This window comes from Actinomadura soli (genome assembly GCF_005889715.1).
GTDB classification, from domain to species: Bacteria; Actinomycetota; Actinomycetes; order Streptosporangiales; family Streptosporangiaceae; genus Spirillospora; species Spirillospora soli.
Genome location: NZ_VCKW01000218.1, coordinates 1 through 14235, shown reverse-complemented (window position 1 = coordinate 14235; position 14235 = coordinate 1). Strand labels below are relative to the sequence as shown.

General features: G+C 70.9%; 13 protein-coding genes and 1 pseudogene. 7 read left to right on the top strand and 7 right to left on the bottom strand.

Going from position 1 to position 14235, the window contains the following annotated elements; all coding sequences use genetic code 11:
- The coding region (locus ETD83_RS31450; RefSeq protein ID WP_138648840.1) for an STAS domain-containing protein at positions 1–264 on the bottom strand (264 nt) is incomplete at its 3' end.
- A 279-nt stretch (positions 265–543) separates the two neighbouring features.
- On the opposite strand from ETD83_RS31450, the gene ETD83_RS31445 reads away from it, so the two are divergent.
- Complete coding sequence (locus tag ETD83_RS31445; protein WP_138648839.1) at positions 544–903, top strand: hypothetical protein; 360 nt, start codon at positions 544–546, stop codon at positions 901–903.
- 136 nt (positions 904–1039) lie between these two features.
- Positions 1040–2869, top strand: coding sequence for an asparagine synthetase B family protein (locus ETD83_RS31440; protein ID WP_171064538.1), 1830 nt, complete (start codon positions 1040–1042; stop codon positions 2867–2869).
- 50 nt (positions 2870–2919) lie between these two features.
- Here ETD83_RS31440 and ETD83_RS31435 read toward each other — a convergent pair whose 3' ends face one another.
- Together ETD83_RS31435 and ETD83_RS31430 are read right to left on the bottom strand one after the other, a co-directional pair.
- Positions 2920–4035: a sensor histidine kinase gene (locus tag ETD83_RS31435; protein WP_138648837.1), complete on the bottom strand. Its 1116-nt coding sequence runs from the start codon at positions 4033–4035 to the stop codon at positions 2920–2922.
- Complete coding sequence (locus ETD83_RS31430; protein ID WP_456236757.1) at positions 4032–4799, bottom strand: winged helix-turn-helix domain-containing protein; 768 nt, start codon at positions 4797–4799, stop codon at positions 4032–4034. The genes ETD83_RS31435 and ETD83_RS31430 overlap by 4 nt, the downstream gene beginning before the upstream one ends.
- Before the next feature lie 118 nt (positions 4800–4917).
- Between ETD83_RS31430 and ETD83_RS31425 the strand changes: the two genes are divergently transcribed.
- The 5 genes from ETD83_RS31425 to ETD83_RS31410 all read left to right on the top strand — a co-directional run bounded on the left by ETD83_RS31425 (position 4918) and on the right by ETD83_RS31410 (position 10666).
- A complete protein-coding gene (locus tag ETD83_RS31425; RefSeq protein ID WP_138648836.1) occupies positions 4918–5682 on the top strand; it encodes a hypothetical protein in 765 nt (254 codons plus the stop codon).
- Positions 5683–5743: 61 nt separating this feature from the next.
- Positions 5744–5914: a hypothetical protein gene (locus ETD83_RS42920; RefSeq protein WP_171064537.1), complete on the top strand. Its 171-nt coding sequence runs from the start codon at positions 5744–5746 to the stop codon at positions 5912–5914.
- 76 nt (positions 5915–5990) lie between these two features.
- A complete protein-coding gene (locus ETD83_RS31420) occupies positions 5991–7568 on the top strand; it encodes a long-chain-fatty-acid--CoA ligase (protein ID WP_138648835.1) in 1578 nt (525 codons plus the stop codon).
- Between the two features lie 248 nt (positions 7569–7816).
- Positions 7817–10243: a protein kinase domain-containing protein gene (locus ETD83_RS31415; protein ID WP_138648834.1), complete on the top strand. Its 2427-nt coding sequence runs from the start codon at positions 7817–7819 to the stop codon at positions 10241–10243.
- Between the two features lie 33 nt (positions 10244–10276).
- On the top strand, positions 10277–10666 hold the full coding sequence (locus ETD83_RS31410) for a nucleoside triphosphate pyrophosphohydrolase family protein (RefSeq protein WP_171064536.1): 390 nt from the start codon (positions 10277–10279) through the stop codon (positions 10664–10666).
- Here the strand turns inward: ETD83_RS31410 and ETD83_RS31405 are convergent.
- The 4 genes and pseudogenes from ETD83_RS31405 to ETD83_RS31390 form a co-directional block, all read right to left on the bottom strand.
- Positions 10631–11224: a hypothetical protein gene (locus ETD83_RS31405; RefSeq protein WP_138648832.1), complete on the bottom strand. Its 594-nt coding sequence runs from the start codon at positions 11222–11224 to the stop codon at positions 10631–10633. The two genes, ETD83_RS31410 and ETD83_RS31405, sit on opposite strands and share 36 nt — an antisense overlap.
- 47 nt (positions 11225–11271) lie before the next feature.
- Positions 11272–12171 (bottom strand): endonuclease/exonuclease/phosphatase family protein, encoded by a 900-nt coding sequence (locus ETD83_RS31400; protein ID WP_138648831.1) that lies wholly within the window; start codon positions 12169–12171, stop codon positions 11272–11274.
- Between the two features lie 133 nt (positions 12172–12304).
- Positions 12305–13489: an elongation factor Tu gene (gene tuf, locus ETD83_RS31395; protein ID WP_138648830.1), complete on the bottom strand. Its 1185-nt coding sequence runs from the start codon at positions 13487–13489 to the stop codon at positions 12305–12307.
- A 184-nt stretch (positions 13490–13673) separates the two neighbouring features.
- Positions 13674–14235, bottom strand: a pseudogene (locus ETD83_RS31390) (hypothetical protein); the annotation flags it as partial.

Genomic DNA, 14235 nt, shown 5'->3' with positions numbered 1-14235 from the left:
GCGCCGGACGGCGGGGCGCGGGGCGGCGAGTTCGAGCGAGCCGCCCTGTTCCTTGAGCCGCTTCATGGCCGCGAGCAGCACGTTCATGCCGGTCGAGTCGCAGAACTCGACGCCGCTCAGGTCGACCACGATACGGTCGACCTGCTCGCGCAGGAGGCCCGCGAGGGCCGCCTGCAGCCTGGGCGCGGTGTAGAGGTCGAGTTCACCGGTCGCCGTGACGACGGCGTGACCCTCCTGAGACGCGGTCGAGACGTTTAGCTCCACGTCCGGCACACTATCTCGGGAACGGCCCGCGGGCCAGACAGTTCGCCAAGTCCCCTGCGGGGCGGGCGTGTCGCCGCTCGGACGGTCCCGTACGCTTTGGGAACTACGCACCGTGATATTGCGATTTCACCGTCGTGCCGGGCCGTGCCGGGCGGCGCCGGTACCGGAACCCTGGTCCGGGCGAACTCAACGGTTCCCGTCTCGCGGAGCCCGGGAGTAGGGGAGGCTGGACCAGTGCGACAGCGGCAGGGGCACATGCGTGAGGGGGGTGCATCGCGCATGAAGACGGATCCGAGGGAGACCCGGCTGCGCGAACGCCTGGAGACGATCCGGGCGCGTTCGGCGAAGTCCAGCTCGTGGCGTTCGTCCACCCAGTATCTGAGCCGGCTGGTGAACAAGGGCGGCTTCGTCCCCATCAAGACGCGCCTGTCCCGCGAGGACATCGCCTTCCTCTCCGGCGCCCGCGAGGAGGTCATCGCGTTCGCCGACCTCGGCGTCCGGCTGCTCGACCTGCACCGCCCGCAGGAGGCGGGCGGCATCACCAGCGATCCCGGCAGCCCCATCCGGCGGTGCCGCGCCTGCATGTCCCGTTGGCCCTGCCCGACGTTCCGCGCGATGGCCGAGACCCTCGACCAGTGAGCGCAACCATCTAGTCACTCTGCGTTACAGAAATAGTGATCTGTTCACCGAGTGGCCGCACGACCGTCGTCCGGATTTCGTCCCGCCGGGTGAGAGGACCGGATGTCGTAGGGTCCCGCCCGCGTGGGGAGTGCTCGTGCGCGTCTATCTCGCTCTGTCCGCCCGCCGCGGCCGTGAACGGCTCGCGCCACTGCTCTTCGAGGCCGCGCACCGCGCCGTCGGCGAGGCGTTCCCCGTCCCGGCGGGCGTGGTGTCGTCCGCCTCCTGGACCGCGCCCGGCGGCGGCGCGGCGCTCCTCGGCTGGTCGAACGAGCCCGAGCACGAGCTGCTGCCCGGCATCCTCACCGGCAGGCCCGGCCGCGTCCTCGGGTACTGCGGCTACCTCACCGACCCGGGACGCGACGCGGACGCCCTGCTCGCCAAGGACGACCTCGGGGACGTCACCGCCGAGCTGGGCGGCGTCTTCTCCGCCTTCCGGGCCGGCGACGACGGCGTCACCGCGGCGACGGCGATCGCCCGGGTCTGCCCCGTCTACCACACCGAGGCGCGGGGCGTCCGGATCGCCGGGAGCCGTGCGCTGCTCGTCCATCTGGTGGCGCGGGCGCTGGAGACGGGACTCGCGGAACCGTCCGTCGACCTCGCGGTGGAGTCGCTCCACCCGCTCGTCCGGCACGGGTTCTTCACCAACGACGACACCCCGTTCCGCGGGGTGACGGCCCTCCCGGCGGCGACCGTGTTCGAGGCCGTGCCGGGCGAGCCGACCGTGATACGCCGGCTGCCGATACCGCGGACGGGGCCGGTCCCGCGCGAGGCGACCGGCCGCGCGAAGGCCGTGCGGCCGCTCGCGGAGTCGCTCGCCGCCGCGGCGGCGCCGCTGGCACGGCACCGCGAGGCGGTGACGCTGTCGCTGTCCGGTGGCCGGGACAGCAGGCTGATGGCGGCGGCACTGTCGGCGGCGGGGGTGCGGTTCAGCGCGTCCACCCACGGGTTCGCCGACGACCCGGACGTGCTCCTCGGCGGCCGGGTCGCGGCGGCGCTCGGCGTCGAGCACCACGTGAGCCTGGCGGGCCCGGAGCCGAGCCGCGACACCGTGGCCGTCCCGCATCCGTTCGCGCGCGCGCATCACGTCGTCCGCATGTGCGAGGGGATGAACTCGGCCTACGAGCAGGTGACCGCGTACCGCCGGTACAGCCCCGTCCCGCGGACGTCCGGGTCGGGCGGGGAGACGTTCCGCGGCGGTTTCCTGTACGACCAGGACGACATCAGCACCGACGGGCTGCTCGCGCGGGTCCGGCTGATCTTCCGCGCGGCGGAGCCGATCATGACGCCTGCGGCGAACGCGCTCGCCGCCGCCGAGCACGCCCGCTGGACCGACCGGGCGGAGCGGGACGGCTTCGACGTCCTGGACAAGCTGTACCTGTACTACCGGACGGGACGCTGGATCGTCGGGTCGCACAGCGCGGTGCTGATGAACTCGCCGTACTACCACCCGTTCCTCGACAACAAGGTCATCCGGGACGTGCTGGCCCTGCCGGCGTCGTGGCGGCGCAGCGAGGAGCCGTTCTTCTTACTCCTGCGGGAGCTGGCGCCCGGGCTCGTCCAGATCCCGCCGGAGGGCAAGCGGTGGCGGTTCGACCGGGAGCGGCGCCCGCGGCTCAGCGGCCGCCGGGCGTGGCGGACGCGCGCCGCGCTCGCCCCGCGGGGCCGGACGGCGTCCTTCAACTGGCGGCTGTCCCGCGACGAGGCGTTCCGCCGGCTGTTCACCGAACAGATCATGGACGGCCCCGCGGCCCTGTTCGAGCTCGTCGACCGGCAGGCGATGGCGGACGTGCTGGCCGACACGACCGGCCGCCGGTGGTCGAAGCAGATCTGGCACGTGTACACGCTCAGCGTGCTGCTGTCGGGCGCGTGGCGCGACCCCGTCCCGCGGACGTCCAGGGTGGAGATCCCGATCCCGGCAGCCTGATCCCGGCGGCCTGATCCGGGCGGTGCGCCCGGTTCGCCCCGGCTCTGAGCTCAGACCGTCAAGGGGAGGCGGACCTCGAAGCGGCAGCCGAGACCTTCGTTGGCGACGCCGATCTCCCCGGCGTGGGCCTCGACGATGCCGCGGGCGATGGCGAGGCCGAGCCCCGCGCCGCCGCCCGGCGTGCGCGCCGCCTCGCCGCGGAACGCGACGTCGAACACGCGCGGCAGGTCGTCCTCGGGGATGCCGCCGCAGGCGTCCGCCACGGTCACCCGGGCCTCGCCGCCGCGCACCTCACCGATGACCTCGACGGCGCCGTCGCTCGGCGTGTGCCTGATCGCGTTGACGACGAGGTTGCGGAGCGCCCGGCCGAGCTCGCCCGCGTCCACCTGGACGGGCAGGCCCTCACGGACGTCGCCGTGCAGCCGGACGCCCTTCGCGCGGGCCAGCGCCTCCGCGCCCGCGACCGCCTCGGCGACCAGGTCCGCCAGGCCGACCCGCTGCCGGGACAGGCGCAGCGCCCCGGCGTGGATGCGGGACAGCTCGAACAGGTCGTCCACCATCTCGGTGAGCCGCTCCACCTCGACGCGGATGCGCCCGTGGTAGCGCTGGACGGTGTCCTGGTCGGCGACGACCTCGTCCTCCAGGGCCTCGGCCATCGCGCGGAGCCCGGCCAGCGGCGTGCGGAGGTCGTGGCTCACCCAGGCGACCAGCTCGCGGCGGCTGGTCTCCAGGGCCTGCTCGCGCTCATGGGACGCGGCGAGCCGGTCGTAGGCGGCCTCCAGCTCGCGCGACAGCTCGGCCAGCTCGGCGGGCAGGCGCCCGGACGGCGGCCGGAACCGGTCGGCGCGGACGGCCTCCACCAGCGTCCGGTTCGCGGCCACGAGGCGGCGCCCGAGCAGGACCGACACGCCCAGCGCGACCAGCCCGGCGGAGATCACCACCGCGAGGACGACCGAGCGGTCATGGTCGTTGATCAGCATCAGGAAGGAGATCACCAGGATGCCGGAGACGGTCGCCAGCACGGTCGCCGCGCCCACCACGATCAGCTGCGTCGCGACCGACCGGCCGCGCAGCGCGTACAGGACGCCGAGCGCGACGGCCGCGACGGCGAGCGCCGCGAGGGTCGCGTAGAGGGCCACGACGAGGAGGGCATCGAACGGGATCATGAGGGGTCCTCAGAGCCATCCGCGGGCTCGGCGGGCTCGGCTGACCCGCCCGGGTCGGCGGGCTCGTAGCGGTAGCCGACGCCCCAGACGGTGACGATGCGGCGGGGCGCGGTCGGATCGTCCTCGATCTTCTCGCGGAGCCGCCGGACGTGCACGGTGACGGTGGAGGAGTCCCCGAACGTCCAGTCCCAGACCTGTTCGAGCAGCTGCTCGCGGGTGAACGCCTGCCGGGGGTGGCGGAGCAGGAACGCCAGCAGGTCGAACTCGCGGGACGTGAGCGAGAGGTGCTCGCCGCGCAGCCCGGCCTCGTGCGCGCTGACGTCCACGACCAGGTCGGCGTCGCGGAGCGGCCCGGACGGCCCGGACGGGACGAGCGCCCCCCGCGCCCGCCGCAGCACGGACCGGACCCGCAGGGCCAGCTCGCGCGGGCTGAACGGCTTCGTCACGTAGTCGTCCGCGCCGGTCTCCAGGCCGACGAGCCGGTCGGTCTCCGCGCCGAGCGCCGTCAGCATCACGATCGGGACCGTGGACGTCTCGCGGAGCCTCCGGCACACCTCAAGGCCGCCCATCCCGGGCAGCATCAGGTCGAGGACGACGAGGTCCGGCGGATCGTCCAGGGACCTGGCCCTGCGCAGCGCCGCGGGGCCGTCCGCGACGCACACCACCTCGTGCCCGTCGCGGGCGAGGTAGCGGGCGACGACCTCCGCCACGGTCGGGTCGTCGTCGACCACCAGGACGCGGCCGGCATGGGACACGGAGTTCACATCCTCACGCTACGGCCGCCCCGGCCGTTCCGGCCCGTCCGTCATCACCCTGTAAGACCTGATCACGACACGCGCCGGATGGCTTCGCAATACGGACGATCGCCGCTTCAATGGCCCGATGGCCGCTCCGACCCGCACCGCCACCCCCGTCGGCGGCACCATCGCCCTGGTCCTTCTCGGCGGCGCGGTCGCCACCGTCATCGGCACGATCATGACGTTCGCCGCCGTCTACGAGACGGACGTGCTGGCGCACATCCGGCACTCCACCGCCTTCTACGCGCTGCAGTGCGTCATCGTCGGCCTCTTCACGGCGGCCGGGCTGATGCTCACCCGCCCGCGCGGCCCGATCGCGCCGATCGTCGCGGCGCTCGCCGCCCTGGTCGCGCTCTTCGTCGGCATCTCGGCGGGGCTCCTCCTCTACATGGTCACCCACGGCGGGGTCTCCGGCGACACCGTCATCGACGTGCTGAAGCCGCGCTTCGACGCCTGGGACCTGCTGGCGCCGCTGGCGGCCGGGGCGGTCGGCGGGCTGCGGGTGCTGATGGTCGCGAGCAGCCTCGCGCCGCGCCGACCGCCCGGCCACCCCTTCGGCCAGCCCCCAGGCCACCCCTTCGGCCAAGCGCCAGGACAGCACTTCGGGCAAGCGCCCGGCCAGCCCGGCGGCCCGCATTTCGGCCGAGCGCCGGGGCAGCCTTTCGGCCAGGCGACAGGGCAGCCATTTGGCCAGCCCGGCGGCCACGGCCCCGGCCAGGCGATGCCCGGCCAGGCGGCGCAGGCGCCGTACCAGGGGGCGCCGTATCAGGCGCCGCCCGTCCCCGGCCCAGGTCAGGGTCCGGCCCCTGGTGGGCCTCAGGGTGGTGCTCCGCCGTTCGGCGGGGGGTGAGCCGTCCAGGGTCGTCCCGGAGGGTGATGACCTTTGCTGGACGAGCGCATACGGTGAGGTCATGGGTAAGACGATCCTCACCGTCCTCGGTGTCATCCTTGCGATCTGGCTCGCGATGGCCGCCATCGGCGCGATCCTGTCGATGCTGAAGTTCTTCTTCTTCATCGGCTTCGTCGCGGTTCTGGTGGTGCTCGCCGTGACAGCCGTTTCCAAGATGTCCAAAAGCCGTTAGCAAGCCCTTGCCGTGGTCTCGCCGGTGAACGCATGATGCCGGAGCAACCAGGCGGTCATCGGCGAAGGGACCAACCGTGCCGGGTCTGACGGAGACGCTGCGCGAGCGGGCGCGCTCGCATCCCGATCGTGTCGCCTACATCGCGGGCGACACCGAGATCACCTACGCCGACTTCGACCGGCGCGCCGACCGGGTCGCCGCCGCGCTCGCCGCCGGCGGCGTCGGGTACGGCGACCGGGTCGCGATCCTCGACAAGAACTCGATCGAGTACGCGGAGCAGCTTTTCGGCGCGCCGCGGATCGGCGCCGTCCAGGTCCCGGTGAACTACCGGCTCGCGCCGGACGAGGTCGCCTACATCGTCAACGACGCGCAGGCGAAGGTCTTCATCGTCGGCGCGGACTTCGTGCCCGTCCTGGACGCGATCGCGGAACAGCTGGAGCACACGACCCACATGGTCGTCATCGACGGCTCCGGCCACGGCTACGAGGACTACGCCACCTGGATCGGCGCCGCGCCCGACGCCCCGCCGGAGCCGGGGTACGTCACCGACACCGCGGACGTGTTCGCCCAGCTGTACTCGTCGGGCACCACGGGCCTGCCCAAGGGCGTGATGCTGTCGCACGACAACTACTTCGCCGCGCTGACCGCGACCACCGACTCGTGGAACGTCGAGGACACGTCCATCCTCATGATCGCGATGCCGATGTACCACGTGGCGGGCAACATCCTCACCCTCTCCGCGATCTTCAACGGCATCACCGGCGTCATCGTCCGCGAGCCCGACCCGACGCTGATCGCGCAGGGCATCGAGCGGAACCGGGTCACGCACATCTTCCTCGTCCCGGTCCTGCTGCAGTTCATGCCGCTGATCCCGGACGTGACCGCCTGCGACATGTCCAGCCTCCGGCTCATGCTGTACGGCGCGTCGCCGATCAGCGAGGACGTCCTGCGCGGCGCGATGCGGATGCTCCCGGACAGCGACTTCATGCAGGTGTACGGGCTGACGGAGGTCAGCGGGGCGATCGTGACGCTGCCCGCCGCCGACCACGACCCGGACGGCCCGAACGCGCACCGGCTGCGCAGCGCGGGCCTGCCCAACGCCGGCTGCACCCTCAAGATCGTCGACCCGGCGACGCTGGAGGAGCTGCCCACGGGCCAGGTCGGCGAGATCCTGTGCCGGACGCCCCAGAACATGAAGGGCTACTGGCGCATGCCCGAGGCGACCGCCGCCGCGCTGTCCGGCGACAACTGGTTCCGGACGGGCGACGCCGGCTACCTGGACGAGGACGGCTACCTCTACATCCACGACCGCGTCAAGGACATGATCATTTCGGGTGGCGAGAACATCTACCCGGCCGAGGTCGAGAACATCCTGATGGGACATCCCGACATCACCGACTGCGCGGTCATCGGCGTCCCGGACTCCAAGTGGGGCGAGACGCCCAAGGCGATCGTCGTCCTCTCCCCGGACGTGACCGAGCAGGACGTGACCGAGAAGGACATCATCGACTTCTGCCGCGACCGCCTCGCGCACTTCAAGTGCCCCACGACGGTCGAGCGCCGCGACGCCATTCCCCGCAACCCGACCGGCAAGATCCTCAAACGCGAACTCCGCGCCCCTTACTGGGAAGGTCAGGACCGCCAGGTCCACTGACCGGCCCGGCAACGGCTTCGCGAGCCGTACGCCCAAAAACGGGCTGTTCCTCAAGAGAACGTAGGCCCGCTACGGCCGATGGACGGCAATCCACGCGCATGCCGCCATTTCGATCTTCAGTCGCTATCGGATATGCACATGCGTGCATTACCGGCACCCCAAAAGCACCGGACCTGCCCTGTAGTTAGCAAGACTGGCATCATGGACGGAACACCGGCATAGCCCTCAGGTGATTACGGGGTTCCAGCGTGGCGCGAAGCAAAGTTCGCACAGCCGTCCAGGCATACCTTGACCAGAACCCGACGCACCATCTGGCCGACGATCAATGGCGGCCCTGCGAGATCGGGACGGCGAAGCCCATGGACGGCGGCGGCTCCAGCAAGGTCTTTCGCATTCTCAAGAACCTGACCCTGAAGCGCGCGCTCAAGGTCATGGACCCCAAACCGGCGCTCCGCAGCAGGGTGTCCAAGGACGTCTTCATCGAGAACTTCGAGAACGAGGCGGCCATCCTGTCGGCGGTCACGCACCAAAATGTGATCAAGCTCCTCGACTACGGCGTCGTCCGGGCCGAATCGGCGCAGATTCCCTATGTGGTGACGGACTACATCGAAGGGAAGACGCTCGACCAGTATGTGCGGGAACCGGGCGTCACCGACGAGAACCTGATGAGCGTCCTCGGCCAGACGCTGACCGGGCTTGAGTTCCTGCACGGCCGCCAGGTGATGCACTGCGACATGAAGCCCACCAACGTGGTGGTCGAGACGAACGGCGGACCGCGCGCGGTCATTCTCGACCTCGGGCTGGGCAAGGTGTTCGGCCACCCGGATCGCGACGACGACGGCGAGTTCACCTATCTCTTCGGGACGGAGCGGTTCCTGCCGCCGGAGATACGCTTCGCCCTCGGCGCCAACTCGGGAAACCGCGTCCGGCGGGCGGTGCTGCGCGAGCACTTTCCGCATATCGACCTGTACGCCTTCGGCGTCACCCTGCTCGACCTGGAAGGGCTGCTCTCCGCCCAGCGCTGCGCGGTCAGCGCGCGGACGCTGACCGTCCTCAAAGAGATCAGCCAGATGCTCACCGACCCCGCGAACTCGCGCTACCGCACCCTGAGCGCGAAGGACCTGGGCCGGATGATGCGCCAGCTCGACCCGTCGAGCCTGGCCCCGCTGGGGGTGCCGGAACTCGCGGCGATCCCGAACGGAACGAACTTCACCACCACCACGCAGGGGCGCGTCGCGCTCACCGACCGCGTGGAGACCATCCGCTGGCACCCGATGCTCTGGCGGCTGCACGAACTCCCGCAACTCGAACTCGCGTACTTCGTCTACGCCGGGGCCCGGCATTCCCGGTATCTGCACGCCCTGAACACCTACAACGCCACCCGGCAGCTGATGAACGGGCTGCTGGCCGACGAGCGGGCGCGCAAGTGGTGCACGAAGACCGATATCGAAGCCGCCCTCTTCCGGGCCCTCCTGCACGATGTCGCCCACTATCCGCTCTCCCAGATATTCGAGGACATCGCCGCGGTCAAGAACTACGGCATCAGGTCGCGCATATCGGACAGCATCCCGCCGTCACGGGTGGAACTGTTCCCCGCCCTGGTCGGCACGCGCGAGCCGACCGGACGCGTCGGCGAGATATTCAAGATCGCACTGGAGGTGCGGGATTCGAAGGGCCGGACGTTCCCGGAGCTCCTCGAACAGAAACTGACCGCCGACGTCGTCGAGCGGATGCAGAGCATCGGCGGCGAAGGCCCGCACGAGGACGAGAGCGCGGCGCTGCTGTCGGCGCTCCTCTCGTCGCCCATCGACGCCTGCAAGCTGGCGTACCTCGTCGACGACTCGATCATGACCGGGCTGAGTTTCGGACAGAGCATCGATGTGCCGAGCATCGCGAGCGCGCTGCGCTGCCCGAGCGAGCGGGACTATGACGCCGAGACGGCCTTCATCGGAATCTCCGAGCGCGGCGTCCCCGCGGCGGCGGCCGCCGTCGAGGTGCGCCAGCATCTGCTCGTGAAGGCCTACTGGCATGCCGCCAACCGTTCCATCATGGCCATGTTCAAGCACGTCGTCCTCAGCCTCATGGCCGAGCACAAGTTCTCCTTCGAGGAGTATTTCCAGGAGACCCTGTTCAAGGACGAGCGCGAGGCGACGTACTGGCTGAGCAAGAGATTCACCGAGGTGTTCGGCGACTCGGAGGTCAATCCGCTCGAATGCCTGCTGCCCACATCGGCCTCGGGGCTGCGCGGAGAATACCGCCGGCTCCTTGAGATCACGATGGGCTCGGCCGGTTCCCCGCTCCTCTACAACAAGCTCCGCGGCACCAATCCCTTCGAGTACCATGACCTCTACAATCGGCTTTCCGAGGCGCTCGCCCCGCAGTGCGATCCAGCACCGCGGCCCGGCGAGATTCTCATCGATGTCCCGTTCAGGGACCGCGAGAACCTCGGCGGCCGGGTTCTGGTCTACCCGGGGGAGAACAGCCAGAAGGCGACCGCCAGAGAAGGCGGTGTCAACCTCCTTGAGATGGTGCCGACCCTCGGCAATCTGCGGGGCGACAAATTCGACCACAGCACCAAGATCATACGGTTGCTGGTCCACCCCACCCTGATGGACCGGATCACCGATGTCGACGCGGCGGCGAAAGAGTCCCTCAAGGTACTGATAGAGATATGAGCAAATATGGACGATGAAACTCCGCCGGCTGGAATGTTCGACGAGGCGCTGGCGCTGGTACGCGATTTCCATGCCGCCAAGCAGTTGCTCATCAGCGACTGTCCCGCGGTTCCGGAGAGCAAGCGGGAGGTCGAGCGCCTCGCCGGCGACATCGAACAGGAAGCGGCGGAGGTGGCCGAGGCCATTCGGCTCGGGGACATCGAGAAATCGGCCCGGGAGATCTGCGACCTGCTCTACATCACCTTCGGCGCCGCGATCTCACTCGGCCTTCCCCTCGACCGGCTGTTCGCCCGCGTGCATGAGAGCAACATGACCAAGGAGTCCGTGGCGCCGGTCGAGGGCGTCTCCCAGAAGCCGCACAAGGGCCGGCGCTTCCGGGAGCCGGTCCTAGCCGACATCCTGGCCCCGTCCCAGCGGCCGTGACCCCCAGCCGTCCTCGTGGACGACATCGGTGATCCGCAGGAAGTTGGCCGTCGCGGTCTCCCGGTCCGGCTTGGGCCCCCGGCTCCCGAGATCGGCCATCAGGCTGGCGGTGTAGGCGGCCAGTGACTTGAACGACTGGTAGTTCGCCGTCTCGCGCCAGTCCAGATTGCGGTCCTCCCTGATCGCCTTGCGCAGGCTCTGGAACCCCTGCCGCATCCGGCCGAGGACCTCGATGTCCTGATCGGAGAGCTGCCGGTCGCCGGCCACCTTCGCCAGCAGGGCCTCGATGGCGCCCTCGATCGACGCCGCCCGCTGCAGGCACTGCCATGCCGCGTCCTCCGGCGGCGCGGGGCCGGCCCCGTACCGTTTGATCGTGTCCCAGCATTTCCAGGTGGCGAAGAACTCGCCGTAGACGCGCTGGAACTCCAGCATCGACGCGAGGTCGATCTCCCGCTGCTTCTTGATCCGGTCCCATCGATCGGTGACGCGCGTGGACACCAGCCACCCTCCGCTCAGCGTCAGGAGGGTGATCAGGACGGGCGCGAGGGTCTGTGACATGCCGTGTCCGGGGTCGAGGGGCGGACGTCAATCATGCCCGGCGAAGCCTACGGAAAGCGGATCACCGCTGACATGGGACGGTGGTCGGACGTCCTCACCCGCTCGGCGGGAACACTGCAGGAAACGGCGGCGGACCGGGTGATGAAGAGGTAGTCGCTCTTCTCCACCGCGGCGCCCGTCCAGTCCTGGCGCGTCATGGCACCTGCGCGGGACTGCCCCGACTGGTCGCATTCCGCGTACGCCCGGTACAGCGGATCGAATGCCGGGCTCTCCGGCGCGGCGCCGAGATCACCGCCGACCAGAACCCGTCCGCTGCCGGCGAGGGCGGCGAGGGCGGCGGCCTGCTTGCGGCGCCACGTGGCGTCCTCGGACGGGCTGAGCTGCGTGACGCACACCCGGGTCGTCCAGGACGGGACCTCCCCGCACAAGGCGACTGGCGCGCCCGCGGCAGGCGAAGGAATTTCGGACCGTTCCGTCCCGGCGAGCGGAGCCGCGGTGCCGATGGCAACGCCCAGGCGGCCCTCCCCCCGCGCACAGGACGGGCCCTTGGTCGGCGCGGCGAAGGCCCACGCCCACCCGGACAGCCCCGTGGTCTTCTTGAAGGCGCGCACATGCCCCTCGCAGACCTCCTGCAGCAGGACGGCGTTCGCCGCGACCTTCCGTCCGCCGACCTCGGTGGTGCGCATCCGCTGCGCGGCCTGCCCGGCGAGCGCCGCCGGGTCGGCTCCGAGCGGGCAGCCCGGCTCCGCGCCGCCGCAGACGTTCCAGGTCATCGCGTTGATCGTGACGGCGTCCGGACGCGGCGCCGCGCCGTCGGCATGGGCGGCCGGGGCGGGGCCGCCGTCGCCCTGCAGGCCCTCGATGCTCGCGCCGGTCAGGGCCGCGGCGACGACCGCGCCGGCGGCGCAGATCGAGAGAAGGGGAATCAGGGCGCGGGGGGATCGCACACGTTCTCCAGGTGGGGGGTCAGCCGGGGACGATGTCGGAATCCCACCACAACAAGATCGCTTTTCGCCAGCGGTTCCGCCCGAACGCGTCCCCGGGGGGCCCGGCGAAAGCCTCGCCGGGCCCCCTGGAGCGCTAGTCGAGCAGACCGGTGACCGTGCCCGCGCCGACCGTCCGGTTGCCCTCGCGGATGGCGAAGCCGAGGCCCTCGGTCATCGCGACGGGCCTGCCCAGGTCCACGGCCATCTCGACCGAGTCGCCGGGCATCGCCATGCGGCCGTCGCCGCCGAGGTCGACGCCGCCGACCACGTCCGTCGTCCGGAAGTGGAACTGGGGCCGGTAGCCGTGGAAGAACGGCCTGCTCCGACCGCCCTCGTCGGCCGTCAGCACCCGGACCTTCGCCCGGAACCGCAGGTGCGGCCGGATCGCGCCCGGGGCACTGACGACCTGGCCGCGCCGGACCTGGTCCCGCCGGACGCCGCGCAGCAGCACGGCGGCGTTGTCGCCCGCCTCGGCGTGGTCCATCGACTGGCCGAACGTCTCCAGCCCGGTCGCGACCGTGCGGAACGGCTCCCCGAACCCGACGACCTCGACGGATTCGCCGACACGCAGCAGACCCTGCGCCACGACACCGGTCACGACCGTGCCGCGCCCGGTGATCGTGAGGACGCTCTCGACCGGCAGGAGGAACGGCCTGTCGAGCACCCTCTCCGGCACCGGCACGTACGCGTCGATCGCGTCGAGGAGGTCGACGATCCGGGCCGTCCAGTACGGGTCGCCCTCCAGCGCCCGCAGCCCGGACACCCGGACGACCGGTATCTCGTCCCCGGGGAACCCGTACTCCGACAGCAGCTCCCTGACCTCCAGCTCGACGAGGTCGAGCAGCTCGGCGTCCTCGACCATGTCGGCCTTGTTGAGCGCGACGACCACGTGCCGGACGCCGACCTGCCGGGCCAGGACGATGTGCTCCCGCGTCTGCGGCATCGCCCCGTCCTGCGCGGACACGACGAGCACGGCCCCGTCCACCTGCGCCGCCCCCGTGATCATGTTCTTCACGTAGTCGGCGTGGCCGGGCATGTCGACGTGGGCGTAGTGCCTGGTCGCGGTGGCGTAGTGGACGTGCGCGACGTTGATGGTGATGCCGCGGTCGCGCTCCTCCGGGGACCGGTCGATCCGGTCGAACGGCACGGCGGACGCCATCCCGCGCTCGGCGAGCACCTTCGTGATCGCCGCGGTCAGGGTCGTCTTGCCGTGGTCGACGTGCCCCATCGTGCCGATGTTGACGTGCGGCTTGTCGCGCTCGTACAGCTGCTTGGCCATGGTCCTGTCCTCACTGGTGGATCCGGTGAGAACCCGCTTGGGCCACCCCCCTCCGCTGGTTCTCCGGAAGGGTGGGACGGAGAGGGGTCAGCTTCGCTCGCCGTCGAAGGCAGCCGGCACCGCGCTCAGCAGGACCAGGCCTGCGAGCGTCCGGGTGCCGGCTGCGAGGAACATGGTTCGAAGGCTACGAGCCGGACCTCGCCCCGTCGACAGGTTTTCCACCTGCGGGAACACGCAGCAGAAGGAACCCCGCCCCAGCCCCCGCGAACTGGAACGCGGCGATCGCCAGCACCAGCCCGACGGGCCCGATCGCGGCGGCGGACGCGGCGGTCAGCGCGGCGCCGACCGCCGAGGCGGCGATCTTGAGGCTGCCCGCCGTCGTGTTGACCTGGCCGAGCCGCCCGGGCGGCGCCTCCCGCTGCCGGAGCATCAGCGTCGCCGCGAACACCGGCCCCTCACTGAGACCCGCGGTGACGCAGGCGGCCGTCGCCCACGCCACCGACGGCGTGACGGCGAGGGCGGCGAGGGCGGCCCCGAACGCGACGAGCCCGGCGAGCATGACCGGCTCCGCGTGCCTGGGCGTGAGCCACCGGCTGGACGCCAGCGACCCGATCAGGGAGCCGACCGCCATCGCGACGAGCAGCCGTCCGCCCGCGCTCGGTGCGGCCCCGATGTGCTCGGCGAGCAGCACCGCCGTCACCGCGATCCCGCCGAACCCCATCCACGCGAGCGTCGTCGCCACGGGC

Excerpts from the sequence above, each read along its gene's own strand:
- ETD83_RS42920 (WP_171064537.1), top strand. The coding sequence starts at position 5,744 with ATGGGTAAGACGATCCTCACCGTCCTCGGTGTCATCCTTGCGATCTGG.
- ETD83_RS31445 (WP_138648839.1), top strand. The coding sequence starts at position 544 with ATGAAGACGGATCCGAGGGAGACCCGGCTGCGCGAACGCCTGGAGACG.
- ETD83_RS31425 (WP_138648836.1), top strand. The coding sequence starts at position 4,918 with ATGGCCGCTCCGACCCGCACCGCCACCCCCGTCGGCGGCACCATCGCC.
- tuf (WP_138648830.1), bottom strand. The coding sequence starts at position 13,489 with ATGGCCAAGCAGCTGTACGAGCGCGACAAGCCGCACGTCAACATCGGC.
- ETD83_RS31410 (WP_171064536.1), top strand. The coding sequence starts at position 10,277 with ATGTTCGACGAGGCGCTGGCGCTGGTACGCGATTTCCATGCCGCCAAG.
- ETD83_RS31435 (WP_138648837.1), bottom strand. The coding sequence starts at position 4,035 with ATGATCCCGTTCGATGCCCTCCTCGTCGTGGCCCTCTACGCGACCCTC.
- ETD83_RS31405 (WP_138648832.1), bottom strand. The coding sequence starts at position 11,224 with ATGTCACAGACCCTCGCGCCCGTCCTGATCACCCTCCTGACGCTGAGC.